The organism is Enterococcus sp. LJL51 (assembly GCF_049894025.1).
In the GTDB taxonomy this organism is placed as follows: Bacteria; Bacillota; Bacilli; order Lactobacillales; family Enterococcaceae; genus Enterococcus_L.
This window is the reverse complement of the sequence record NZ_JBNEQE010000013.1, coordinates 1-26,753: the sequence shown is the minus strand read 5'-3', so window position 1 is coordinate 26,753 and position 26,753 is coordinate 1. Positions and strand designations below refer to the sequence as shown.

Here is a 26,753-nt window from a genome sequence, read left to right as displayed (position 1 = left end):
ATAGTTTCGTGCAGCTTCTTTATTTTTCCCCTTCAGTTGTTCCTCTTTTTAAAGAACTACTTGTTCCACGACTGCATCGTGCTTTTCAATTTACTTTTGACACGCTCTAGCATTCCTTTTTACTTATACTAGCGCTTTCGAAGTCTCTCGTTTCATTTCCGCTGCGTCTATGTCTCTAAGCAGCTTTTCCTGACAATTGTCAACGCTACTCTGCTCACCCTTGGACAAAATACTTTCAATTAATTCCAGTACATAGCGTACCTCTTCATTTTTTACAATTGGCTCTGCCCCCTGGCGAACTACTTCATAAAAATTTTGATAAAAAGATGGGAATGTCTCCAAAACTTCCGGCATCGTTAAAGCTTCAGTTGCCTCTTTTGAAGGCGGGGCCATCGTTTTAGTCAGCCCCACGCCAGCTTGTATCGGCTTCGGCGTCTGCTGCTCCTTACCGGTTGCCCGAATCACCTCACCAGACAAATCCCAGTCCTCGATTTTCGCTGTTCCTGCGGTTCCTTTAACGTACCAGCGAGGTAAATTCACGTAATTTGTTGTACCTACCTCTATAAGAGCCCGCACACCGTTCTCAAAGATTAGATGCACCATAAACCCGTCATCTACCTCATCCCCAAGAATATAACTCAAATCGCTGTAGCAGGCTTTAATCGGACTATCAATCAGCCAAAGAAGCTGGTCAAACAAATGGACACCCCAATCTAAAACCATGCCTCCTCCATGTTTCTTTAAATGGCGCCAATCACCTGGAATCCCGTTTCCGCCATGAACCCGTGATTCAATTTGAAATAGCTCGCCAATCTGCTGTTTTTTGTACAATTCACGAATAATCAAAAAATCCGGGTCCCACCGTCGATTTTGATGAACCATAAAGATATTCCCAGTTTCTTCAGCAACAGATAATATCTCGTCAAGCTCTGCAACATTTAATGTTACCGGCTTTTCACAAACCACATGTTTTCCTGCCCTCAAAGCCGTAACCGCTAAATCTTTATGACTGTCATTCGGTGTAGCAATCAAGACAGCTTCAACAGCTTCATCAGCCAGCAATTCTTCGAGATCTGAAAAGCAGTACCAGCCTTTTTCTGCTGCAGCTTCTTTCCGATCCGTTAAAATGTCGTATATGCCGACAACCTCAATTGCTGTTTCATTTTTAAGAATTGTTTCAACATGATAGGAACCCATACCGCCATAACCGATTACTGCTAATTTTATCCCAGTCATTTTCTCCCTCCTTACGCCCACCACAAATCGGTTGGCTGTTCTTTAATCATAATCGATTTCAAATTTGTTACGGCCCGGCTCAATCCTTCATCGATAGACATGATTGGATCTTCATGTTCAATACTCAATACATAGTCATAGCCATAAATCCGCAATGCTGAAATAATATCGGACCAAACTTTTAAATCGTGTCCACAGCCTACGGAACGAAACGTCCACGCACGGGTTGCCACACTACTATACGGCTGCATATCTGTTAAGCCATACATGTTAATATTGTCTTGATCCAAATAGGTATCTTTTGCATGGAAATGATGAATTGCCTTTTCTTTACCCAAAATCTTGATGGCTGCTACTGGATCAATCCCCTGCCACCACAAATGACTAGGATCTAAATTACAGCCAATGGCTTTTCCAGCAGCATCACGCAGTTTCAGCATTGTATACGGAGTATGAGCTAGAAAGCCTCCATGAAGCTCAATTCCGATTTTAATACCAGCTGTTTCCGCTTCCTGATTAATGTCTTTCCAGTAAGGGATCAGTTTTTTTTCCCATTGATAATTATAATTATCGTCATATTCCGTTGGCCAAGGCAAAACAGGCCAGTTTACCTGCGTATCTGTCGGATTCCCCCCAGAGACACCGGAAAATCCGTTTACTACTGGAACGTTCATTAGACTAGCCAATTTGATGGTTTTTCTCAACAGCTCATCAGCTTCTACTGCCACTGCTTTTACTGGTGATATAGGGTTATGATGACAGCTCAACGCAGAAATTTCTAAGCCTTTGTCCTTTAGTTTAGTTAAATATTCTTTCCGCTCCTGACTGCTGGCCAACAGTTTATCTATGTCCAGATGAGCAGCTCCCGGTGAGCCGCCTGTTCCTATTTCTACCGTTTCTAACCCATAGTCAGCCACCTTTTTAATCATTTCCTCAAAGCTTAATTGATTAAACAACGGAGTAAAAACACCTAATTTCATAGTTGTACATTCCTTTCTTTGTTAACTTAGTTGGTTATTTCATCGCCTTACGGGTAAATGTTTTCCTTAATCCAACAAATATAGTACGAGAATCAGCTGAACCGCATGTCTATAAATAAACAGGCTGACCCGTTTTCGATGATTCGTAGATAGCTTCCAAAATTTCAGTTACCACAAGTGCTTCCTCTGGTTTCACCACAGGTTCCGTATCATTCAGAATTGCTTCAATCCACGAGCGTGCCTCGGCGACCTCCGGCCGATCCTCTGTCCCGTCATAAAAGTCGACGCCACCGGTCTGCAGCTCAATTTTCTTCTCATACAAAAGGCTGTGATCTTCTCCGTTAATGGTCAATCCGTCATTCATATCTGCGCCAGCTTTAGTACCACAAAGTGTCGTTTTTGCTTCTTTTACATCTAAAGAGTTCAATGCCCAGCTGGCTTCTAAAAAGATTGTTGCACCGTTTTCCATCGTTATGAAGCCAAAAGCAGAATCTTCTACTGAAAATTGCTCTGGATCCCATGCGCCCCAAGCATTAGCGGCATCTCTAGTCTCAGCCAATTTATGGTAGGCTTTACCAACTACATATTTGGGTTGGTAGTTATTCATCATCCAGAGGGTCAAATCCAACGCATGGGTACCGATATCAATCAATGGTCCACCCCCCTGTGCTTCTTCATCAAGAAATACGCCCCATGTGGGAACAGCCCTGCGGCGAATAGCGTGAGCCTTCCCAAAATAAATATCTCCCAAAGCTCCTTCCCGACAAACTTCCTGAAGATAGCGTGAATCCGTACGGAAGCGGTTTTGATAACCAATCGTTAATTTTTTTCCTGTTTTTTTAGCTGCTTCCAGCATATTACGTGCTTGCTCGGAAGTCTTTGCCATCGGTTTTTCACACATCACATGATTGTCCGCTTTCAGAGCAGCAATTGTGATTTCTTCATGAGAGCTGTTTGGAGTACACACATGAACTACATCCAGTTCTTCTTTCTCCAGCATTTCTTTATAATCAGTATAGACACCTGCTGAAGGGGAGCCAAATCCAGTTTTTGCTTGTTCAGCACGCTCAAATTGAAGATCACAAAATGCTGTCATCTCTACGCTCTCAATCTCCGCTAATGCAGGCATATGCTTGCCATTGGCAATTCCGCCACAGCCAATAATTCCAACTTTTAAAGTCATAACCAGTCCTCCTGTAACCGCTTTTATTGTTTTTATATACCTAGTATAAACAAACTATTTTAAAGATTCTTCCCTCTTAACCGTCAAAAAATTCCCGAATTTTGTTCTATTTAAATTTATTTAGTTTATACTAAGAACAGGAGGTGCTTATGAGCCTATATTTAGAAATCCCGGAATTTGATTCCACTCTTTTATTCCGTACCTTTATTAATTACGGCTGGGAAATTACCTACCCCCATTGGCATAAAGAAATAGAATTTATCTATTGCCTCAAGGGAACAGTTAACCTTGGCGCCGATGAAAAAATCATCACATTACAAGAAGGAGAGCTTTACTTTTTCCCCAGTGCCCAGCCTCATTTTTTTCTAGCTTCTCCTGACAGTGAGCGTATTGTTTTTCAGTATGATTTGAAAATCTTTCAGGAAAATACCAGCCGCCAAACAAATGAACGCTCTCTTTTTCAGCTCTATGAACAAGTTGCTAATCATAGCAATGAGTGGCCGACAGCAACCCGCAAAGAAATTATTCAGCTGTTTTTACAGGTTTTCGAGGAATTCAATAAAACAGAAGAAGGCTGGCAGCACGGTATCGTTGGTGCACTTTATCAAATCAATCGTCTCTTTTTTAGTTTGCCTATCGTTCATGCACAAAAGACAACATCAAAAAAATCACTTCGCAGTAAAGAGACCTTGGAGCAATTAAATTTGGCGTTTGAATATATTGAGAAAAATTACAGCCGCGAATTAACATTGGAATCGATTGCTGGAGAGATTGGCTTTAGTCCCAGCTACTTTTCCCGCTTTTTTAAGAAAAGCGTTGGCCAATCATTTTCCAGCTATCTAACCGATTACCGCTTAAACCAAGCAAAATACATACTGGCAACAGAAAGCTTGTCGATGAATGAGGTCGCGGATAAAGCAGGCTTCACCAGCCCTAAAACCTTTCATCATGTTTTTAAGCAGCGTGTGGGCTGCTCTCCGCTAAAGTTTAGAAAGCTGCTGGATCAAAGAGCAGAGACTGTCTTGTGACTATATTTTAGACAAAACAGCCGTCAAGCCTGGTATAGGCTTGACGGCTGTTTCATCATTTTAATACTGAATATTTTCTCGCTAATTGTCAGGACTAATGGGCAATATAATTTTTATAAATTGCCTGACCTCTGGCTTCAGCTCTAAAATGCTGCTCCACGCTTTTAGCGATTCTTGCTTTCGAATCACTGCTCAGAGGGTTTCTTTCAGCTACTGTTACGTACATATTTTCTAATTCTTTTTTTGTATAGCTTTGAAGTATCTCATTAATAGACTTATTTTTAAATAAATAGCGAACTTCATCCACTGTATATAACTTTTGTGGTAGACTTTTTTTTGACTTTGTTTTTGAGCTTTCTTTTGGTTCCTGTATTGATACAATTTTTTTCAATGTAGTTTTATTCACTTTATTTAACAGAGTTAGTATCTGGATGATATCATCTAAATCAAACTTCTTTTGAATTTCAATAATCTGTTCAGTTATCGATTCATCTGTTTTTAGAGTAGCTATTTCAGAAATCAACTCTTCAACCATCCTTTGATTTTTTTCAATCATGAGATCCTTCCTCCTATTTCTATTTGATTATCCATTTTACACAAAAAACAACAATTTTACAACTCGGCAATTCTAGCTAACAACTCTCCAGCTATTTCATCATACGTATCTTTCGATGCTGGAATACTATCTGGGTCATCTGCCGCAATTCCTCTCGTAATATCTACATAGTTATTTGTAAAGTTTTCGAATATGTAAATATCCTGCACTCTATCCATAGCTTGAAGTTCAGTCTGCATTTTTTGAACAATATCCCCATAATCAACCTGCCCTCTAATAAGAGTATAAAAAATACCCAGTAATTGTGGTTCGTTTCCAAAGCAATGTTGAAATAATAAACGATCTTCATGTTTTTCACAGTACCTGCTATAAACTTTTGAAATAGTTCCAATGTAGTGCATGATACCTTGAGAACTAATCGAGTCAACGATTGTAGGTATTAAATAATAATCAGACAGCATAAAAGCACTTTGAGTAATAATACTACTATTTGGAGGACAGTCAATTAAAATATAATCATAATCCTTAACTCTTTTTATTTTATCTATCAATTTTGCCAATATAGAAAAAAACCTTATATCCTTTTCCATGTTCATATTAATCTCATCTAAGCCCAAATCATGTTCATAATATAGACTGGATGCAATATAATCTAAATTTGGCTCATATTCATTAATCAGATGTGTTAAATTAAACTCAATATCTAGATTATATCCTTTACGAATATTTTCTATTGATAAATCAAATACATAATTTAATGTTTGATTTGGGTTTAAATCAGTTAAGGAACGCCCGCATTTCCTAACACAAATTTCACTTAATGAGCTTTGTGGATCTAAATCCATGAGTAGTACTTTCTTTCCTTTCGATTCCAAATGTTTTCCTAATAGAAGTACGCTCGTAGTTTTTCCTACGCCACCTTTGTAGTTTCCAATAAATATCGTTTTCATTAAAATCCCATCCTTTTAAATTATTATATTCTTCAAGTTAGCAGCATTTTCGTAAAAGAATAGATAAAATAAGCAGGCTTTTATATTTCTTATAGATATAAAAATAATACCACAAAAATTAATAATTTAACTAAAAAGAATAAAGGTAGCTATTACATAAAACTAAAGCAATGGTTTTATTTACAAAAAAAAGCGCACTCCGTTATTTTTCTTTCCACCTCTATTACTCATAGAATTGAGAAATATGTATAAATTATTTCGATATAGACAATCTATAAATAACGTCGAACCTGCTGACAATAATTCAAATACGCCTCACCAAACTCTTTTTTGCACCATCGTTCCTCAGACAAAATAATCCAATGGGCGGATATCTGAAAGCAAACTAGGCTAATAAGCAGCACCAGTGACTCGGTTAGGGTGGCACAGCCTAAATAGAAAAAAAGTAGCCAACATACATAGGATTTCTCGAATAATGATACAGTCCGTGTGTTCTAAGTCCCGAATTTTTAGGTCGGGCAAAATTAATTGTAGTAATCAGCAAAAGTAGAATCCCCAGCAGATAAACGACTAGCCCTAGCAAGCTGTTAGGAAACTTGAATGTCAGTTTCAAGAACAATGGGAAAATTAATAATACCAGATTGGCTACCTGATAAATATAGTAGGCTATTCTTTCATTACCTGATAGAGGCGCAAAATAAGCTGCTTCTTTGACTGCTTTAGGATTTAGAACACCTAAAATAGCGAAGCGGATGATTAACAACGGAAGCATTAGGATAAAAGCATTCATTTTTATATCTCTCCTCTTCATTTAGCAATATAATTCCCGTATAGCGGCTTTCCTCAATAAACCCAAACACTATACTCTTACACCTGCCTATTATACCAGTGAATCTTCTATCTCCGTTAAGAATGTTTTCATTCATCACTCCAGAAGTAATGCAGAAGTTGTTCTAACAATCCTATGGGAGTACTAATTCACATTCAAGCCATACCTGCTGTTTTTATACCATGAAAAATAGAAAATGCAGGTCATGGATTCCCTTATAGAACGATGACCTGCATTTCCTATTTATGCTCTTTTTCTGCGAAAGAACAAGTACAGCGCTCCAACAATCACACTTAATCCCATAAAGATAAGCGTAAAGCTCTGACTGTCACCAGCATGAGGCAATGGCGACACGCTGTTCTTCTTACTTACTTGAACTGCTTTAGGTTTTCCTTGAGAAGCAGCCGCAATTGTAAAGCCAACCGGTGAACTATCTTTAAGATAGCCGTTTGGTGCATGGGTTTCTACAAATGTGTAGCTTCCTGGTGCCAAGTTTGCCACCATAATCTGACCAGCAGCATTAGACACTAATCCTTCTTGAAGAACCTTGCCAGTTCCGTCTCTCAGTTCAAAAACTGCTCCTGACAAAACATTTTTTTCATTTTCACGTTCGCGTTTTGTCAGTACAACTGATCCCTCATAATTGATAAAACTACCTAAATTTTTCACTGGCTGTTTATCAGCCTCTGATTCAATTGTAAAGGACAAAGCCTCTGTATTAATTGCAAAACCGTTTGGTGCCTTTGTTTCAACCAATCGATATTCACCAGGACTCAAGCCAGTCGCTTTGACCATTCCATCTTGATCCGAAACTAGAAAATCATAGCCAGGCACAACACTGTTTGTCTGTTCGTTTCGAATTTCGAAAACCGCATCTTTCAACGGCTGCCCTTGTTCGTCTACTTTTTTAAACTGAACCGTTCCTTTAAAATTAGTCAGCTCTAATTGTTTGCCATTGCTGCCAACAACTATTATCAACGGCTGTCCTTCTGCTTCATCAGGTATTTCAAATGTATCCGACGGGTTTGTATTTAGGACATAACCGGAAGGTGCTTTAGTTTCAACAAATCGGTACATACCCGGCGCCAGATTTTTTGCAGTTGCTTGTCCCAAGCTATCCGATTTGATAGCTTCCTGACCAGAAATAGTCTTTCCTTCTTGATTCACTACCTTGAAGAAGGCTCCTGCTATCGGTTTACCCGCTTCATCCATCTTGGTAATCCTGGCACTGCCCTGATAATTGACAGCTGTCAAAGTATCTTCATTCACATCCAATGTTATAGCTTCCGGCTGACCTTGAGCAGTCTCAGGAATAACGAAGTTTTTTAATTCCTGCGTATTCAACAAGTAGCCGTCTGGCGCTTGGGTTTCAACAAAGCGATAGGTTCCTGGTGCTAAGTTCTCTGCTGTGACGAAGCCGTCTGGCTGACTAACTAAGTCAGTTTGCACCGTTTCTCCGCTCAGTCCATCTATTAGTTTGAAATGAGCTCCGCCAAGCGGTTGCTCGTTGCTGTCGGTTTTAAGCAGTTTAGCTGTCCCTTTGTAATTAATTTGCGTTAACAGACCAGATTGATTTTCAGTTACTGTTTCCGGATGACCAGCTGCTGAACTGCTGATAACAAAAGGTACCGATGTGCTGTTTAAAAGATAGCCTGACGGCGCTTTAGTTTCGACAAATTCGTAGCTTCCCGGCGCTAGATTTATTGCGGTTACCCGGCCCTGCTCATCAGATTCCAGAGCCTCATTCCCTCCCACAGGACTTCCAGTGTCAGGATTGTCACCGGATTTAATCACCTTAAATTGCGCACCTGCTAACGGTTGGCCAGTATTATTGGTTTTTATTAATTGCGCACTGCCCAGATAGTTGATAAATGGTTCATCATTTTCACGAGCCGATACTACTTGAGGCTGGCCGTCTGATTCTTGAGAGATACTAAAGGATATTGCTTCCGTGTTGGTAATATATTCGCTGTTCTTCGTTCCAGTTTCTAAAAACTCATAATCTCCGGGAGCCAGTCCTTCGACATAGACCCTACCCTGTTCATCGCTAACCACATGATTAACAACTTCTGTACCATTTTGCTTTTTCAGCAGAACATCAAATTCGGCATCTGCTACTGCTGCTCCTTTTTCATTATGCTTGACGAAAAAAGCAGCTCCTTTGTAATTAATGCCATTCTGATTAAGCTCCATGATTCCCGGATCGCCAATCCCTTCAGCTGGAATCGTGAATGGGATTGTCTTTGTGTCCAAAATGTAGCCAGCGGGTGCAACAGCCTCCTTAAAATAATAACTGCCTGGCTCTAAATCTCCTGCCTGAATATAGCCCTCTTCATTCGAGCTGAAATAGCCTTCTTCATCTGCACCGTAATCAGGAGAAGTAATCTGCTGCTCAACTCCGTTTTCAACCTCGAACAAATGATAACGTGCATTAGCTAAAGGCACCTGATCGCTACTGTCCGAAAGTTTATCCTGACCAAGTTTAGTGAAGCGCACAATCCCTTTATAGTTTTTAAACGGAACTGCCTCTTCATAAACCAGCTTATCTTCCGGCTGGTTAATTACTGCGTTGTCGTTAGAAGATCCAGCGGTACTCACCGGCATGGTGAATTTTAGAATTGTATCGTTCAAAACATATCCCTGAGGCGCCTCAATTTCTTTTAGTCCATATTGTGTTCCAGGGGAAAGATTTTCAACAATAAGCTTCCCGTCGGCTCCAGAAATAATAGTGATTGGAGAATCTGAATCATCCAAAACAGGCTGATTTTGCCCATCCAGTAATTCAAATTCGGCATTTGGCAGCGGCGTATCTTTATTATCAGTTTTCATAAAGGAAGCAGTTCCCTTATAGTTTACTAATCCTGAAGCTCCATTTACTGATGTCTGAATCGTTTCAGGCCGCTCACTAGCAAAAAGCCCTACAGTAAAATCAACAGGGGTTGTATTTAGATAATAACCTTCAGCAGGAGCTGTCTCAATCAACCGATATAAGCCTGGACCTAAATAGTCTACAAAAACAACGCCATCTTGCCCGTTACGAGTCGTACTCACGATAGCTGAACGAACATCGCTATATTCGGAGCTGCCGTAATCAGCACGCTGCAGCTTAAATTCAGCACCATTTAATCCTTGACCATCTTCATTTGTTTTCAGCAGCTGAGCTGAGGCTTGGTAGTTAACAAAATCAAGTGAGTTAACCTCAGTCATACCGTTATTAATAAATACGCCCCGCTGTCCATTGGCTTTTTTAGCCACTGTAAATGGCAGGGGTTTATTATTTAGTAAATAGTTATCTCCTGGTACTACTTCAGCCAACTCATAATTCCCGTCTTTCAATCCGGACAGGAAAAATCCGGCATCTGTTGAACGTACTGGGGGATATTCATTAAAAGGAACCATTTGTCCATTAACTTCATGATTCAAGCGGAAAAGAGCGCCGACAACTGGTAACCCAAGTTCATTCTTCTTATTTACATGAAGCGTTACCCGCTCATTAAGAACTGGTGTAACAGCACCCAAAGCAGATGTAGCAGCATCTACTGTAATTTCTTGTCCATTGAGAAGCTCCTCACTAATAGTATAGCCGTCTGGTGCTTCCACTTCTTTTAATAAATAAACAAATGGATTATTTCCGGTTTTCTGTGTATAAACCAGATTGGAAAATACTGCTTTTCCGCTCTCATCGGTTGTTACCTCATAAAGAACTTTATCTGCCGGCCCATTACTTGTTAAATAGTGTCGAATTAATTGTAATTTGGCTCCTGGTAAAACACTACCGAAAGTGTCTGTTTTCTGAATGGTCAAGCTGCCTTTCACTCCCCAGGCAACACCGGTACTGGTTTCAATCTTGACCTGTTTATTCGAGGTTGAAGGAGGTCCGACCGTTTCTCCCCCTTCACTAACTAATTTCGCTGTATTAGATACTGTTTCAGTTTGAGCAGAAAAATTAGGCGTAGTGGTGTATTCTACAAGATAGGGCTGCTCGATGACACCCGCAGCGGCTCCATTTCCTTCCTCGATATTATCAAAAACAACTGCCAGTTCTTCACTCCCAGTCGTATTATCTGTTTCAAGCCTGATTGTATATTGACTGCTTGGCACCAAAGCCCCTTTAGTTATCGAACCATTCGCTGCAACGTTTCCTCTGTAGACCCGAACAGATTGTTCATTAACAGTCTGATTAGAAGAGGGGTTATCAACTAATGTTGGACGCAGCAAGGCTGACTGGCTTCTATTGACCCAGATATCCCAGGTTATCAGCCCGGACGCTGCATCATACGCAGCGGATTTATTTACTTCTTCTCCTGCGTATGCAATAGAGACATCCGCTGGCAGATTCTCTTCTTTATCACCAATAAATACTTTCCCAATATTATGGTAAGTTGCCGCATTATTAACAATTTGCCCTTTTAGACTAGTTTTAAACGTCAGCTGAAAAACCATAGGTGTATCTCCCGGCAGCTGGCTTTGATCCCAGCCTGGAATTGGGATGCTTTTGCCAAAATCAACTGTTAATGGGACATTCGCACTCGGCGATGTATACGAAATATATGGCTTTTCAACCTGCTCTCCAGAATAAAGAGGATTTGTTGTAGCTGAAAATCTGCCTTGAGGATTAATATTTCCTCGAACAATCGACAATGAACCATCAACAAACTGCTGATTCCCCGTGATTGAATCCAAAAAGCCAAACGCGGCAACACCCACATTGTTGTAATTAGCTACAACCGTCCAAGTAATCTCTTTAGTCAGCGGATTATAGCTGCCGGACTTCGTGCCCTGATTGGCCTCTTCCGTACTAGCTGTAAAACCATTCGTGCTGTCGCTGTGATAGTTTTTACCGTCAGTTGTCCAGTCAATGCCTACTCTATTGGAGAACGTATAGGTAGGGGTTTCAACCCCTTTTGAAACGTCATACCAAGTATAGTAGCTCATTTTAAAGGAATCTGTGGTGGAGGCATACTTTCCTTTCAGTGTCACTGTAAAGTAATCATAGTTCGCCCCAGATGAGTGTGTCGTGAAATCATAATCAACGCCGCTCACCAGAACTTCCCCATTTTGATTTACCAGTCTTACGCCATAGCTTGTCGGCACGCCTACAGTTGTATACGGCAACGAAATATAGCCTTCGGTTGCCCCGTTAACGGTATCCCGGATTACCGCGTTCTCAATTTGATACCTATTTTTGTTAATATCTATTGTCCAATGGGCAACCTTTGGTCCTCTATCAACAACCGGTTTATTCTTGATAATTGTCTGTTGTTTAGGAGTCTCAGTAATGGGTGCTGGGGGAGTGATGCCATTTGATGAAATATTATTCGTTATCTTGGTGCTTCCATTATCTGACACAACATCTGTTACCTTTGTTGTATAGTAAATATTGACTGCCTGATTTTTTTGAACATTATCATTAAAAGTAATGGAAAACGTATGGTTTGCTTCATCTCTAGCAATCGTATACGCATTTTCCGGCACTGGATTGCCTTTCTGAGGATTGCCGTTTTTATCAAAGTTCACATAATAAAGGACAGGATCACTGGAACCACTCGTTAAATTGTTAGGGTTTCCGGATGTTAGCACCATATTTCCAGAATAGGTATCTGTTATCGGTACCCCTATAGGAATATCCTTTTGACCATAATTGTATTGAACTGTCCAATCATAAGTCTGTCCGACATTATGATAAGCAGTCATTTTTTTCTCAAGAAATTTTCCATAATTCAAGCTCACAGAAGCCGATGCTGGTGTATCAGCCAATCCTTCTGCCTTCAATGTCGCTTTGTTGGTCACTGTCAGACTACCGCCATTCACAGGCTTGGCAGCATCGTTAATAGTCGTTTCGTATACCAGTCGGTAAGCACTGCTGATATCTGATAGAAAAGTTACATTTCCAGCCGAATCTACAGAATAATCAGAGCTGCTTAAAGGCATTGTTCCTACAGAAGCCACTGTGCCGTCAAAGTTCAGCTGAATTGGATAGATTGCTACAGATTGATAAGTAACCTGACTAGGAAATGCTTCCGTAACTGAGGCATTTTTTAAAGCTGAAAGGTCTTTGTTAATGTCTACATTCCAAGTGATTTTTGAAGGGTTTTTCGCCCGGTCACTATTTCCGCTTTTACTGATAGAATCAGTATTCTTTGGATGGATGACCACTGTAAAAGGTGGGATTTGACTTTCAATTGGATAATGGAATGTCTTTGTCCCCGGTGTAGTGATAACCTGGGAATCAAAATGAGCTGTATAATTCACTTGACCAGCTGATGCTGGTAAAAAATCACCATTCGTATTTTGTGTAAAAGTAATCTTTAGTGTATTGGTTACTGGATCAATTTGATACTCGCCATACTTTTCATTTCCATTATCCGGATCCGTTAAATCTCCTGACTGCAAACTAGTTACATCAATGCCTGCCGGCAACGGCAGTTCATAATAATCACCGGCCTGAAGCTCATCCTGAATAATCGGCGGCAGCTGAAAGTTTAGCTGAAAATGAATATCCGAGTCAATCGTTGCCGGATCCGGCTCAAAGGCTGTATCGATGGAACGAACAAAGTTTTCACCCGGTGCCAGCTGACTGAACAGCTCTGCGACATTGACCGCTGCACGACGAGTATCCTTGGCTTTCATCTCATTGGGTAACTGATTAACACTGGTATCTTCTGTTGTTTCTGTCTTTGTCTCTTCTGCCACAGAAGAATTTGCCTCTGAAGAACTGGTTGTCGTGGACGCTTCAGGCTGTTCCAATAAATTTTCAGGAATGTTCAACTGAAACGGTTCTTGTCCTTCACTAATAATCGATAATACCTGATTCTCATTTTCAGTGTATACTCCCGTGAACTCCAAGTAAAATCCTGTTTCTCCTAGAGTGGGATTCGTTATTATCAGCTGGATAACAGACTCCTGATTTTGTTCGTCTTTCTGCAGCTGATACGTGCCGATTACTTCGCCAGCAGCATTGTGTACAGCACCTCGCAGCAGTCCATTTTCAAAAGGCTGCGGGATAAAATCCGCAGCTACAGTTATAGTTGGAATCCTGCCGTCAAGGTCGTTAATCAATAACTCACCAGCTATTTTCAATGTTAGAAGCTGCTGCGTTTTATTCTCAGACTGTTCTAAGCTCTTGTTGATAGATGTTTTTGCAATAACACGTAATTCATTTGCTTTAGCAGGCTCTGAACTGCTGCTTGATGTAGAGCTTTCACTTTCCGAACTAATAGCTGTTGTAGCTGAGGTTGAAACTGGCGGTTCCTCATCAGAGCTTGTGGAAACAGCTGTCTGTGACGATTCCACGGCAACCTCTTCACTAGATTCTACGGCTAAGCTTGCAACCGGCACGAAAAAAGGCACCATCAGACTCAGTACCATCAAACCATGAAGTATTTTTTTCATTGTAATCTCCCCCATACTAAAAGCTATTCTTAGCTTCATTATAAGCATTGCGAGGCTGTTTCATCAATTCATACGTCTTACACAATATTCAATTCTAATCTGTTTAAAAGAAAATGCCTCAATCCTTGTTCCCCCTAAAATAACTTTAACGACTTATATTTTTATCTCATCATTTTAATGCTTAAACAATTATCCTGCTGTTCATAAATGAATGAAAAATAAGCAAGTTTGGCGTATTCAACTTTCCAACCTCACTATTAACAGTTTCTTTCTGTCCGCAATATTCTTTAAGTCCAATCTATTATTAAGTCATTACTGATCGTCTACCTTGCCATCAAATCAGCTTTGCAAATAGATTTTCCTCAGTCATGACCTGTTTTATTTTTTGCTTCTCTCCTTATTCGAAGCCTACTCTTCAACTGCTGATAGCGTAAAAACTGATTCCGGGCACGCTTGATTCGTTTATACCTCTTCGGTTGTTTCTTATAGAATTCCTGATGATAATTTTCCGCTGGCCAAAAGGTAGCGGCTGGCTTAATTTCAGTAATAATTGGTTTTTGGTACCTGCCAGAATCGCTCAATGATTGCTTTGATTGCTCTGCAATTTTTCTTTGCGCTTCATCTTGCACAAAAATAACTGGCCGATACTGACTTCCCCGATCCTGAAACTGTCCCAGCGCATCGGTTGGGTCTGTAATTTGCCAATATAAATCAATTAAACTTTGATAGCTGATTAGCCGTGTATCAAAAATAATTTCCACGGCTTCAACATGTCCAGTGTAGCCGCCGTGAACTTGATCGTAAGTAGGGTGGGAAACCGTTCCGCCTGTATAGCCAGACAAAATAGATATAACGCCAGGTTTCTTTTCAAATGGCTCTACCATACACCAGAAACAGCCTCCTGCAAAAATTGCCCGTTCCTGATACGCTTGATCTACTTCCAAATGTTTTAAAGGTATCCCATTCTCGTGGATTACTGATTCACCAGTAATTTTCAAATAGAAATCCGCGACATCCGGCGTCAGATTATTTCTGAGCGCAAGAGGGCGCAGCTCTCCCTCCAGCTTGTCTAATTGATTTTTTAAATTAGCTGTATCTTCTATCGAATTTTTAGCAGCAACCAGCAGCGAACGTTCCCACTCCCGTGTCCCCGGGTTCACTATGAGATTGTAGATATCACTGATTAGCTCTTCTTGAGAAGCTTCCATCTCAATCCCTCCTCCAAGCTAGTTTTGATACACTAATCATTTAAAAGAAAAGACAGGGTTCCTCTTGGAAAGGGTCTGTACTATCTCTTAAAATTCATCTGCAATTTATCATATTTTTGTTGCTTAAGCGAGTAACTGGTTTTGAAAAAAATCTTTTTCAAAATTTTTTAAAGCCTTACCTCAATAAGTATCATTGATAAGCGTTCAATGACTTGCTTTGGATAAAAAAAACAAATACTCGAAGAAATGAACACTTCAAGTATTTGTTCTAATTCATAATTAAACTTTTTTACCCCTAGTCTACAACAGCTCTTTCCGCAAAATATCAGCGGCAATCGGCGAAAGATATTTCGGTGCAATATCCAGTACCGTAAAGGCACCAAACTGCTGCTCTTTGGCTAAACGAACGCAGGCTCTGGCATACGCAACAAGAACACTGGCTGTAAATTCAGGATTACTATCTAAATGCAGATTATACTCAACGACTTGCTTGGTTCCCTCGTGAGTGCTTCCTGTATGAAGCACCGTACCACCGTGAGGCATTGCTTTATGGTTTTGGTTTAGCTCTTCCTGAGAAACGAAATGAACCTCTGTATTATAATCAGCAAAATAGTTTGGCATTGCTACAATTTCAGCTCGAATCCCTTCACTATCCGCCCCTTCCTCCAGCACAACAAAGCATTCTCTAAAATGCTTGTCTCTGGTCGTCAGCTCCAGCGTTTCTCCAGCCTTTAATTTTTCAATAACTTCACTATTGGGAATCGTATACTGTGTCGCATCTACAACACCTGAGATTCTTCTTAATGCATCAGAATGCCCCTGACTAACACCTTTTCCCCAAAATGTATAGGTCTGACCAACAGGTAGGATACTTTGGGCGTAAAGCCGATTCAGACTAAATAATCCTGGGTCCCAACCGGTGGAAATAACTGAAACAGTCTGATTCTCTTTTGCTGCCTGATTCACTTTTTCAAAGTGCTCAGGAATTTTAGCATGTGTGTCAAAGCTGTCCACTGTATTGAAGCGCTTAGTAATTTCCGGCGTTTGCTCAGGCAAATCAGTAGCTGAACCGCCGCATAGAATACAAACATCTATTTCATCTTTTTTCTTCTGCAGCTCATCCATCGGATAAACTGCTGCCCCTTCCGCCGGAACAGCTTCAGGTGCTCTTCTAGTAAAAATCCCGACTAGTTTCATATCCGGATTTTGTTTTAACGAACGTTCAACTCCCCGTCCCAAATTCCCATAACCAATAATCGCCACTCTAATCATTCCTATTCACTCCTAACCATCATTTCTTAAAATTATACTATAAGTAGCCGTCGAAAAATGAAAAAAATCTCATTTTATAAAAAAACGGCTTCTTTCACTAGAAACTATTTGAAAACTATCGAAGAGACACGTTTTCAGACAATCCTGATTAAACATGGGTATTTCCCGATGTTATCCTCTATTTAATCAGAAACCTCATCGTTTTTTTCAGCTTTAGCAATCTCAGTCCATTTTTTGACAAACTCGCCCTTTTTATCGGAATAGGTATTCCGGTCGTATTTATATTTTTTACTTAATTCCGTTTTTAACCTTTCATACTCTAGAGCAATCTTTTGATGGTTGTTTAGATAATCCCTGAAGAAAACTTCATCGTTATCTCCCTGATAGCGCAAATGGACATGATAAGCCTTTTCCTCAACCCCCTTATTTGTATAGCCTCTATTTAAGGAAATCCTACGTTCAGCTTCTGACATAATAATAAAATTATTCTCCGCCAACCCTTCTGCAATTTCTTTAATATCGCTTTCCGGCGTTAATTCTACTACCACATCTATAATGTTCTTCGCCTGAATATTTTTTATTGCAGTGCTCCCTATGTGGGTAATCGCATAAAGATTTTGACTGGGAATCAGCTGTAACAGCTCTTCTTCAATCTCGGTATACCACTTTGACCATGCTGTATTTTGTTCGACCAGCGAAATTGGGAACAACTGCCACAATTCCTCTAAGCTCATTTCTGAAAGCTCCTTGACCACAATCAACACCCCTGTCTTTTTAGATGGCTCTTTATCAATGATTTATTCATTTTACGGAATAACTAATTCAATTATACAACGCCAGCATAAAAAACATTACTAAAGCTGAAAGAAGCCAGCTTTAGTAATGTCCAGCAATCAAATTGCTAGTTATAAGATAGACACCTTTTCCTGATTTGTTGTTGACTCAAATAAGGAATGGGTAGCCGTATAAATACTGCGGGCAATTCCAGCCTGATTCATTGTATAAAGATGAATGCCCGACACTCCCTGAGTGACCAAGTCAACAATCTGATCAATCGCATAGGCTAGACCAGCATCTCTCAAAGCCACTGGATTATCTGCATATTTTTCTAAAATCGCCAGAAATTTTTGGGGCAGCTGAACGCTTGCAGTCCGTACGATACGTTCTGCCTGACGCTTATTGACCACAGGCATAATCCCTGCCAAGATTGGTACCTCAATCCCCGCCAGCCAACACTTCTCCTGAAACTGATAAAACAGCTCATTGTCAAAAAACAGTTGCGTAATCAGTTGGTCTGCACCCGCATTTACTTTTTCTCTCAAATGCTGGATGTCTTCAAGGGTATTTGACGATTCCGGATGCCTTTCCGGGTAACAAGCAGCCGATATAGAGAAGCTCTGATCCCACTCTTTGATATAAGCAATCAAATCCCCAGCATAACGAAAATCAGTACTTCTGGGAATTTCCGGATAAAGATCCCCACGCAAGGCTAAGATACTCTGAATCCCTTTTTGATGAAGATCCCCTAAAATCTGATTGACTTCTGCTTTACTCGAATAGGCTGCACTTAAATGTACAATACTAGGTACTTGATGCTTTTTTTGAATATGAGTAGCTATTTTCACGGTGCTTTCCTTTAAAGAAAGCTGTTTATTGCTACAGGTTACACTAATAAAATCGGGACGCAAATCCTCCATCTGGCTCAGGGAAGTATATAATCCCGCCATCGTTGCTTTAGACGACGGCGGAAACACTTCAAAGGATAGGCTGGCTTTTTTATTCTCTAACCGTTTCATAGACAAGAGCCTCCCTCACTTGAACTGCTGCACGAGTCAGATTTTCCAAGCTTGCAAAAGTTTCTTTTTCTCCTCTTGTCTTTAGTCCGCAGTCGGGATTAATCCATAGCTTCTCTACAGAAATCTTTTCCAACAGGATTTTAATTGTCTTTTCCAACTCAGCTACAGACGGAACTCTTGGTGAATGAATATCATAAACCCCTGGTCCGACAGCTGTCTGAAAATGATGAGCATTCAAGGCATCTAATAATGATAAATTTGAACGAGAAGCTTCAAAGGAAATTACATCGGCATCCATCTGATCGATGGCAGGTAAAATATCTGCAAATTCGCTATAGCACATATGCGTATGAATCTGCGTCTGCGGGGCAACCTTGCTATGAACCAGTCGAAATGCTGGTATGGCCCAATCCAAATATTCCTGATACCAGTCGCTTTTTCTAAGGGGCAGCTTTTCTCTCAAAGCAGCTTCATCAATCTGAATAATCTTAATGCCATTAGCCTCTAAATCCAGCACTTCCTCTTGAATCGCCAAAGCAATCTGCAGCGTGGATTCTTTGATGGAAATATCTTCTCTTGGAAACGACCAATTCAGAATCGTCACAGGTCCTGTCAGCATTCCCTTCACAGGCTTAGTTGTCAAACCCTGAGCGAACACAGACCAGTCAACAGTAATCGGACGTTTACGGGAAACATCTCCCCAGATAATCGGCGGTTTCACACAACGAGTACCATAGGATTGTACCCAGGCATTTTTAGAAAAGAGAAAGCCTTCCAAATTTTCACCAAAGTATTCTACCATGTCATTTCGTTCAAATTCTCCATGAACCAAAACGTCCAGTCCAATCTCTTCTTGAAAAGCCACACAGTCGGCAATTTTTTCCTTCAAGAACTCACGATAATCCGACTGACTAATTTGATTTTTCTTAAATCGTGCCCGTGTTGCTTTAACCTCTCTAGTCTGGGGAAAAGAGCCGATTGTTGTTGTTGGTAAAACAGGTAAGCTCAACGCCTGTTTCTGAACAACTGCCCGCTCCTCAAATAACGGCTGTCGCTGAAAATCCTCCGCTGCCAAGCCAGCTATTTTATGTGTCAGCAGCTGGTTTTCTATCACTCTCTTCTTTTGGAAAAGCACTTGATTATTTTTATAACGTTCATTCGCAGAAGCATCCGCTGATAGACTAGAAATCACTGCCAAATCAGTTAGCTCGGTCAGTTTTTCCTTGGCAAATGAAAAATGCTGGGCTACTTCAAGCGGAAATTCTTCCTGCTCCACTGAAAAAGGCACATGAAGCAAGGAACAGGAAGTCGAAAGAACAACTTGCTCCTTCGGCAAAACGTTCAGTAAATCAGCTGTTTGCTGATAGTCATTTCGCCAAATATTTTTTCCGTTCACAACCCCGGCAAACAACTGCTTATTCTGCGGAAACCCTAAAGCTGCAATTAAATCAGCTGTCTGTTTTCCTTCCACAAAATCCAGTCCAATCCCTTCAACATTCAAAGCTAATATATCTCCATAAATATCACGGACATCACCAAAATAAGTTTGCAGTAAAAGCTTGATAGTCCTTGGCTCTAAGGTTAACTCATGGTAGATATGCAAGAATAGCTCACGGTCTGCTTCAGATAAATCTTTTACTAGATAAGGTTCATCCAGCTGCAGCCATTGTGCAGTATGCTCATTCAGTGTCCTAATTATCTCTTTGTATGCGGCAATCAGCGCTGCCAGATGCTCCTGTTCTGTTGTATCTTTAAATTCTGCCAGTTTAATTAAGGTGAATGGCCCTAAAATAACAGGTCTTGTTTCAATACCAAGCTCCTTGGCTTCTGTATATTCATCAAAAATCTTTGTTCCGGCAAGCTTAACTTCGGTATCTTTTTCAAATTCCGGCGTCAAATAATGATAGTTGGTGTTAAACCATTTTTTCATTGGCAGAGCAGTCACATCTCCTGCGTCTCCCTGATAACCTCTAGCCAATGCGAAATACGTATCTAATGGAGAAAGCTTTAACTCCTGATATCTCTTGGGAATAATATTCAACAGAACAGCAGTGTCCAGCGTTGTATCATAAAAAGAAAAATCATTACTCGGAATCAAGTGTATTCCTGTTTCTTTCAGCAGATTCCAATGCATTCGCTTCAGCTGCTTTCCTTTTCCCACTAATGCTTCCTGTGTGCTGTCTCCTCGGAAATAGCTTTCTGTTGCAGCTTTTAATTCACGGTTCTCTCCAATTCTTGGAAATCCAACGACCGTTGTTTTCATGGAATCGCCTCCTAAGTAGTTATGAGAGAAACTTTACCACAGAATAAAAGGAATTGACTAACTGTTAATTTCTATAAGAGCTTATAAAATTAAACTATAACAAAATAATGAGAAAATTATTAGGAAATCGTTTGACAGAAGGAAAAATCTTGGTTATAGTATAGAACAATATACAATGCGCAGAAAAGAAAAGTACAATCAGAAGAACAGCGGCAGAGAGCTCCGGCAGGTGAAAAGGGGTGCGGGATTCGATTGGAAGATGGTCTTTGAGCATTCAGTAGTGAGCCTAAGTGCAAGCAGCTGACGGTGGTGCCCGTTATCGCAACGCAGTATCTGCATTCATGCTTGTACTGGCTAAGGTCATTATTGTGAGGTAATGATAATCAAAGGTGGTAACACGAAATTATTCGTCCTTTTTCTCTATAGAAAAAGGGTGTTTTTTATTTACTTAAAGAGAGGGCTGAATGCATCAGATTTTACCAAAGTATTCAGTCAATTCCCCAAGAAAGGAGCAGACCATGCGCATACAACAACTAGAATATCTGGAAAAAATTGCTGAAACAGGATCAATCAACGAAGCAGCGAAAAGCTTATTTTTATCACAGCCAACGCTGTCAAATGCAATCAAGGAGTTGGAAAGCGAGATGGGTATTTGTCTCCTTCATCGTAGCAAACTGGGTGTCTCTTTAACTGAAGAAGGACGAGAATTCCTTTCTTATGCCAAGCAGATTATTGATCAGGTGGACTTATTGGAAAAACGATACAAGCAGACAGCTAAACGGGTTTCTCGCCTGTCGATTTCCTCTCAGCATTACGCCTTTTCAGTTCATGCTTTTGTTGAATTCATTCAAGCTTACGAAGACAACAGCTATCAATTTACATTACGGGAAACAGAAACACAAAATATTCTTGAGGATGTCGCCGGTTTTCGCAGCGAGATTGGCATATTATTTTTGACTGATTTTAACCGGCGCGTGCTGGAAAATCTATTTGAAGAAAAAAATCTGGTTTTTTCTTCACTGTTTTATGCTAAACCTCATATCTTTATCAGCAAAGACAATCCATTGGCCTCGAAAACCTCGGTTGCTTTGGAAGAACTGGATGATCTGCCCTACCTCTCCTTTGAACAGGGCAACAGCAATTCCTTTTATTTTGCGGAAGAAATCCTGAGCACCCGCTCCTATAAAAAGCACATTAAAGTCAGCGACCGGGCTACGATTTTCAATCTAATGGTCGGGCTAAACGGCTATACCTTCAGCTCTGGAATCATCAGTTGGGAGCTCAACGATGATAGTATCGTTGCTATCCCACTGGATATTCCCGACCGCATTGAAATCGGCTGGATTAAAAGCCAGCGCAGTCAACTGTCAACCTTAGGCGAACACTATCTTGATACACTGAAAAAACATATCAGAGACTACGGTTTCGCTACAGGTTAAGCGGGAAAAAGAATAATCTGTGATAATTGCGTTTGATTAACCACAAATCATTAACAATGTTAGCTGATACCTGCAAGGGATAACGAGCAGACTATCTATCAACAAACTTTTATAAGAGCTAATTGTTCTAAACCATCGTTAACCTTTTTAGTAGTTAGCTTTTTTGATGCATCACTTTTTAACCACAGTCTTCATCGGCAATAATAGGACAAAGAGCAGGTTTTAAAGAAAGAATCTCTTTAACAGCTGTATAAAAATTTGTACAACCAATGATTATCTATGCTATAATACAAATGAAAAGAGAGATATGCGCTAACATCTCTCTCTTTAGTAGAACCGCTTAAGGCGGCAGCAAGATATTTGGGTTAAAGAAACCGCAGAACTCGCTAAAGTCTGTCTGCGGTTTTTCTTTTTGTCTTTTTAAGCAAATCAACAACCAAACGTACTAATGCAATAGTAAACATACTAAAGCTAATTAGTAGCTGAATTGTCTCAAGCGCTGACAAAACGGCTTTCTCCTTTCATAGATTTAGTACTTACATTCATAAGCACCACCTCCTTCAGAAGCAGCCACCGCCACAAACTTTTCTACCTAGCCATCACATCACATAAAGATATGTTTACAGTACATTGATAAAGTTATTTTTTGGAGCATTCTTCAGCAAATCCTTTATCTTCATTCAAGAATCGACACCTTTCTTTTCTGGAATCATCGGCATTCTTTTATAATATGATATCTACTCAAATAAATTAGTAAAAGTATTACAGATAGGGGAAATAGCTCTTTCAAGCTCTCCTCCACCTGCCACTTCATAATCCCCAAAAACGACGATTTGATTATCTCCAGAACGATAATCAAAACAAATCATATTTCCGCCTGGATCTCTTCCAAATGGTAAAATACCTGGAACAAGTCTATCCGAAACATCCACTAAGTTATCTACAATGTTATTCTAGGGATCTGGATTAAAACAAAAAAGTTTGTTAAACATTTTTTCCAGCATTTCATGTGAATATATGTAAGTCGGGATAACCTCCATTATTGTCTAGAACTACTTCAACATAGTCTTTTGGAAATATCACTTTAACTTGTTCTTCAACTAGACGAATGTCATGAATAGTTATTTTTCCATCTGTGTTATGCCACGAATTAGTATTTGACTTACAAATACCTCCCTAATTTCCTCATTCTCTTGCTCCACCTTTTATTATTAACTTTCCATCAAAGTATCCTTTTGCAAAATAATTAATATCTTTTAAATTGGTGTATTCTTTATATTCGATTACATAAGATTTTAAGTCTTTTGTTGTCAGTATACCCATTTTAACAGTATCACGTTCAGTGAACAGAGCATATCTGTATAATGGCTATTTCTTGGATTTTTCTATGAGTTCTTTTCACAAGCCTTTTGGAAATGCTTGCTTAAGTGATTCTTTCGCCATTATTGTCTCCATTTTATTTTGACTAACCTGTCCCATTAGATGTAGTTGTTTTGCTGCACCGGCATTGACTCGTTTCTTATTTTTTTCCATCCCTTTAAGGGCAGCTTTGACTAATGCATCTAAGCTCATATTCCCAAATGTCCCTGAAAGATTTCCGTCCTGTAAACCTATTTCCGCAACCAATGGTGGAACAAGTTCCATTACATGTATAAACTCTTTTTTTGCGTAATTCAACTGATTACGTAAAGCACTCGTATACATTTGAACCCCTGACTTGGAAGCAGAATAAGTGGGGTGCGCCGCTGAACTTAAATATGCTAACCCAGATGATATGTTTACAATCATTGCCTCTTCTTGCTTCATTAATTGAGATAAAAAAAGTTGGTTAACAGCGATTGTTCCAATAAGATTGATTTCAATATCGCTTAGCAAATTCTCTAATGGCAAATCAGGATTTAATAAGTTATGACTGTTCATAACTCCAGCAGAATTGATTATAATGTTTAAGTTTGGTAAATAGTTCATTAACCATTCTTTTAGCTTAATCAATGATGAGAGGTTTGTTACATCTCCTTTAAACGTCAAAATATCAGGATATTTTTCTTGTACCATTGTTAATTTTTCTTCGCTTCGACCTAGGACTGCTACATTGTTTCCCTTTTCTGTTAATTTTTTTGCTAATGCTAATCCTATACCAGATGTCCCACCGGTAATCAAGATACTATTTTGGGTCATATTCATGAAACACAGATCCTTCCAGTTACACTTTTTATTTTTTGTAACTATTTAAGAATAAACAAAAAAGTTATATAAATCAAATTATGTAACTCATATGTTATACTGTTCTTATGAAAACAATTAATCAAGCACTCATACTAAAGACTGCTGAGCAGTTGATTGAAAAACATGGGATGAAGAAAACATCTCTCTCTCAAGTAGCTAAACAGTTAGGAGTTAGCCACGCAGCACTATATAAATATTTTGAAAACAAAGAAGATTTATGGACTTCCTTAGCTTTTGGATGGTTACGTGATATTTTGGCAGACGTACTCCAATTTGATTCTAATGGCTACGAATCAAAATTAGATTTATTACATGATTGGCTCTGGATACTAACAATTAGTAAAAAACGAGCATATGATTCCAATAAAAAAATGTTTACTCTTTATACGACCTATATTGACAACAATCCGGCTACTTTAAGTGAACATACTTCTGAATTAGTAGCTACGGTCTCAGAGTTACTGGGTTATTCCAATATAGAAGTCCTCAAAAGTGTTTTAGAAGTTTTTGCGGTCTTCTCCGCACCTTCCTTTGCAAATACATGGGACATAAATCTACACGAACGATTTGAAAATGTTTGGAATCTCATACGACCTGGACTTTCTGAATTATTAAACTGAAAAACATACTAAGATTAGTGGGTAAGGTATTCGACGGAATATCTTACCCACTATTTTCTATTTATAGCGTATAGTGAGGGTGAAAGGAAGCTCGAACAAAACCTCAAGGACCACGAGTCCGAAATATAAACCGAGCTCCTTCACTATCCTTTTAGAATCAGGTTTAAGTATGTTGGGACTTCGAGTCCGTGTAAAGGAAAGTAGAATCGGAAGGAATCAGTGAAGGTCTTTCAATAAAAAAGAAAAGGAGAAGAAAACAATGACAGTTATTCTAGCTCTTGATGTATCAAAAGGAGAAAGCTACAAAGTGCTCTATCATGGGACTCGTTGTTTATCGGAAGGGAAAATCCAACATAATCAAGTTGGTTTCCAACAGTTGCTTCAAGAAATCAATGCGCTGTCCGAAACACCCGAAATTGTTTTTGAAGCGACGGGTGTCTACTCTCGTCCTTTAGAAAAATTCTGTCAGGACAATCAGTTGTCCTACTGCCTCTTGAATCCTTTGGAAGCAAAAAAACAGATGGAGGAAGGTTCCCTACGTAGCTGGAAAACCGATAAAATCGATGCACACAAACTCGCTCAAACACACCAAAAAAATCAACGAGAAGTAAAACAGCACCAGCAGGTGCCTTATCTTAAACTACGTGATCTTTCACGCTTTTATCAAGAGATAGAAGGAAAAATCAGCCAAGTTCGTATGGATCTTCACAACGGACTTCAATCGACATTCCCTGAACTGGAGCTGTTTTTTTCTAGTCGTATCACACCTTACGCTCTATCGTTGATTGAACTGTTTCCTCATCCGGTGTTCGTTCTCGCTTCCAGTCGAACGAAAATCAAGAACCGTTTAATGAAAACGACCAGAAAACGAATCTCCGAAAACAGGGCTTGGCAGAAAGCCGACCAGATTTTAGACTATGCGACCAACTCTTATCCTGCCGTAGAAGCGGACAGTATCCATTGTCAGAAAGTTGCTTACTATGCCAAACTTCTTCAAGACCTATTAGAACAAAAGGAACAAATAATGGCGCAGATGATTGAAGTCGCTCAGTCTCTTGAAGCGTTTGAATTATTTCAGAGTATTCCGGGTATCGGCGCGCCAACGGCGGCTCTTCTACTTGGAGAGCTAGGAGATATTCGACGGTTCTCTACTTCCAACAAACTGAATGCATTTGTCGGGATTGATATTCGGCGTTTTCAGTCTGGAAAGTATAGGGGGAAGGATCACATTAATAAAAGAGGAAACCCAAAGGGACGCAAGATTCTCTACTTCACCATTCGAAACATGATTCGTCAGCAGCACGCAGCCTCCAATCACATCGTTGATTATTATTACAAACTAAAAAACAACCCCTCCTAAAAAAGGAAAAGGTTGCCACAGTTGCCTGTATAAACAAGCTCCTGAAGTGTATGCATTCCATGGTTAGGAACCATACAAGATACGCGTATGCGTATACGGTCTCCAACGACCAATAAGGACGAATCCTTATACCATAATTATATCACAGCCTAGGTAAAAATTTTAGCGATTCACCTAGGTTATTTAGTTTACTCTTCATTGGACTAGTTCTCGTTTAACGATGATCTACAAAAATTATTTTTCTATTTTCCTCTTGACTAATCGTAGGAAATGAGGTTGTGACAGAAGGGCACTGACCCCCAAAAGTGAGAGGGCAAAAGAGAGGCGATTAAACGGTCTGTTTTCGATAGGCTATCGGTGATAGATAACCCAACTTCCGTTGAATTCTATGGGTATTATAATTCTTAATGTAATT

At 39.7% G+C, this 26,753-nt stretch carries 20 protein-coding genes, 1 pseudogene and 1 other annotated feature; of the genes and pseudogenes, 4 read left to right on the top strand and 17 right to left on the bottom strand.

Annotated features, from left to right (window positions below; genetic code table 11):
- Window positions 1-123: 123 nt before the first annotated feature.
- The 3 genes from ACPWSO_RS12205 to ACPWSO_RS12195 all read right to left on the bottom strand — a co-directional run bounded on the left by ACPWSO_RS12205 (window position 124) and on the right by ACPWSO_RS12195 (window position 3,399).
- Window positions 124-1,236 carry a Gfo/Idh/MocA family protein gene (locus ACPWSO_RS12205; protein ID WP_426083727.1) on the bottom strand — a complete coding sequence of 371 codons (1,113 nt, stop codon included), beginning with the start codon at window positions 1,234-1,236 and terminating at the stop codon, window positions 124-126.
- An 11-nt stretch (window positions 1,237-1,247) separates the two neighbouring features.
- The gene (locus tag ACPWSO_RS12200) at window positions 1,248-2,216 is read right to left on the bottom strand and encodes a sugar phosphate isomerase/epimerase family protein (protein ID WP_426083726.1); all 969 of its coding nucleotides are present in this window, start codon (window positions 2,214-2,216) and stop codon (window positions 1,248-1,250) included.
- 109 nt (window positions 2,217-2,325) lie between these two features.
- Window positions 2,326-3,399 (bottom strand): Gfo/Idh/MocA family protein, encoded by a 1,074-nt coding sequence (locus ACPWSO_RS12195; RefSeq protein WP_426083724.1) that lies wholly within the window; start codon window positions 3,397-3,399, stop codon window positions 2,326-2,328.
- A gap of 149 nt (window positions 3,400-3,548) precedes the next feature.
- On the opposite strand from ACPWSO_RS12195, the gene ACPWSO_RS12190 reads away from it, so the two are divergent.
- A complete protein-coding gene (locus ACPWSO_RS12190) occupies window positions 3,549-4,427 on the top strand; it encodes an AraC family transcriptional regulator (RefSeq protein ID WP_426083722.1) in 879 nt (292 codons plus the stop codon).
- Between the two features lie 94 nt (window positions 4,428-4,521).
- Here the strand turns inward: ACPWSO_RS12190 and ACPWSO_RS12185 are convergent, their stop codons facing one another.
- The 9 genes from ACPWSO_RS12185 to metE all read right to left on the bottom strand — a co-directional run bounded on the left by ACPWSO_RS12185 (window position 4,522) and on the right by metE (window position 20,693).
- Complete coding sequence (locus ACPWSO_RS12185) at window positions 4,522-4,983, bottom strand: hypothetical protein (protein ID WP_426083720.1); 462 nt, start codon at window positions 4,981-4,983, stop codon at window positions 4,522-4,524.
- 56 nt (window positions 4,984-5,039) lie between these two features.
- Window positions 5,040-5,933 carry a ParA family protein gene (locus ACPWSO_RS12180; RefSeq protein WP_426083718.1) on the bottom strand — a complete coding sequence of 298 codons (894 nt, stop codon included), beginning with the start codon at window positions 5,931-5,933 and terminating at the stop codon, window positions 5,040-5,042.
- 430 nt (window positions 5,934-6,363) lie between these two features.
- Window positions 6,364-6,723, bottom strand: coding sequence for a hypothetical protein (locus ACPWSO_RS12175; RefSeq protein ID WP_426083716.1), 360 nt, complete (start codon window positions 6,721-6,723; stop codon window positions 6,364-6,366).
- Between the two features lie 282 nt (window positions 6,724-7,005).
- A complete protein-coding gene (locus ACPWSO_RS12170; RefSeq protein ID WP_426083714.1) occupies window positions 7,006-14,154 on the bottom strand; it encodes a SpaA isopeptide-forming pilin-related protein in 7,149 nt (2,382 codons plus the stop codon).
- Between the two features lie 362 nt (window positions 14,155-14,516).
- Window positions 14,517-15,362, bottom strand: coding sequence for a peptide-methionine (S)-S-oxide reductase MsrA (gene msrA, locus ACPWSO_RS12165; protein ID WP_426083712.1), 846 nt, complete (start codon window positions 15,360-15,362; stop codon window positions 14,517-14,519).
- Window positions 15,363-15,662: 300 nt separating this feature from the next.
- Window positions 15,663-16,634 carry a diaminopimelate dehydrogenase gene (locus ACPWSO_RS12160; RefSeq protein WP_426083710.1) on the bottom strand — a complete coding sequence of 324 codons (972 nt, stop codon included), beginning with the start codon at window positions 16,632-16,634 and terminating at the stop codon, window positions 15,663-15,665.
- Between the two features lie 182 nt (window positions 16,635-16,816).
- Window positions 16,817-17,389, bottom strand: coding sequence for a GrpB family protein (locus ACPWSO_RS12155; protein ID WP_426083708.1), 573 nt, complete (start codon window positions 17,387-17,389; stop codon window positions 16,817-16,819).
- A gap of 150 nt (window positions 17,390-17,539) precedes the next feature.
- Complete coding sequence (gene metF, locus ACPWSO_RS12150; RefSeq protein ID WP_426083706.1) at window positions 17,540-18,430, bottom strand: methylenetetrahydrofolate reductase [NAD(P)H]; 891 nt, start codon at window positions 18,428-18,430, stop codon at window positions 17,540-17,542.
- The gene (gene metE / locus ACPWSO_RS12145; RefSeq protein WP_426083704.1) at window positions 18,411-20,693 is read right to left on the bottom strand and encodes a 5-methyltetrahydropteroyltriglutamate--homocysteine S-methyltransferase; all 2,283 of its coding nucleotides are present in this window, start codon (window positions 20,691-20,693) and stop codon (window positions 18,411-18,413) included. Before metE ends, metF begins: the two co-directional genes overlap by 20 nt.
- Window positions 20,694-20,864: 171 nt before the next feature.
- Window positions 20,865-21,111, top strand: a binding site (T-box leader).
- Between the two features lie 100 nt (window positions 21,112-21,211).
- On the opposite strand from metE, the gene ACPWSO_RS12140 reads away from it, so the two are divergent.
- Window positions 21,212-22,132 (top strand): LysR family transcriptional regulator, encoded by a 921-nt coding sequence (locus ACPWSO_RS12140; RefSeq protein WP_426083900.1) that lies wholly within the window; start codon window positions 21,212-21,214, stop codon window positions 22,130-22,132.
- A 386-nt stretch (window positions 22,133-22,518) separates the two neighbouring features.
- Here the strand turns inward: ACPWSO_RS12140 and ACPWSO_RS12135 are convergent, their stop codons facing one another.
- The 4 genes from ACPWSO_RS12135 to ACPWSO_RS12120 all read right to left on the bottom strand — a co-directional run bounded on the left by ACPWSO_RS12135 (window position 22,519) and on the right by ACPWSO_RS12120 (window position 24,316).
- Window positions 22,519-22,638, bottom strand: a complete 120-nt coding sequence (locus ACPWSO_RS12135; protein ID WP_426083702.1) for a putative holin-like toxin — start codon at window positions 22,636-22,638, stop codon at window positions 22,519-22,521.
- Between the two features lie 231 nt (window positions 22,639-22,869).
- Complete coding sequence (locus tag ACPWSO_RS12130; protein WP_426083700.1) at window positions 22,870-23,064, bottom strand: SMI1/KNR4 family protein; 195 nt, start codon at window positions 23,062-23,064, stop codon at window positions 22,870-22,872.
- 73 nt (window positions 23,065-23,137) lie between these two features.
- On the bottom strand, window positions 23,138-23,242 hold the full coding sequence (locus tag ACPWSO_RS12125; protein ID WP_426083898.1) for a hypothetical protein: 105 nt from the start codon (window positions 23,240-23,242) through the stop codon (window positions 23,138-23,140).
- Between the two features lie 288 nt (window positions 23,243-23,530).
- Window positions 23,531-24,316, bottom strand: coding sequence for an SDR family oxidoreductase (locus tag ACPWSO_RS12120; protein WP_426083697.1), 786 nt, complete (start codon window positions 24,314-24,316; stop codon window positions 23,531-23,533).
- Window positions 24,317-24,423: 107 nt separating this feature from the next.
- On the opposite strand from ACPWSO_RS12120, the gene ACPWSO_RS12115 reads away from it, so the two are divergent.
- Window positions 24,424-24,978: a TetR/AcrR family transcriptional regulator gene (locus tag ACPWSO_RS12115; RefSeq protein ID WP_426083695.1), complete on the top strand. Its 555-nt coding sequence runs from the start codon at window positions 24,424-24,426 to the stop codon at window positions 24,976-24,978.
- Between the two features lie 259 nt (window positions 24,979-25,237).
- Window positions 25,238-26,454, top strand: a pseudogene (locus ACPWSO_RS12110) (IS110 family transposase).
- A gap of 212 nt (window positions 26,455-26,666) precedes the next feature.
- Here the strand turns inward: ACPWSO_RS12110 and ACPWSO_RS12105 are convergent.
- Window positions 26,667-26,747, bottom strand: a complete 81-nt coding sequence (locus ACPWSO_RS12105) for an IS3 family transposase (RefSeq protein ID WP_426081163.1) — start codon at window positions 26,745-26,747, stop codon at window positions 26,667-26,669.
- Window positions 26,748-26,753 lie beyond the last annotated feature (6 nt).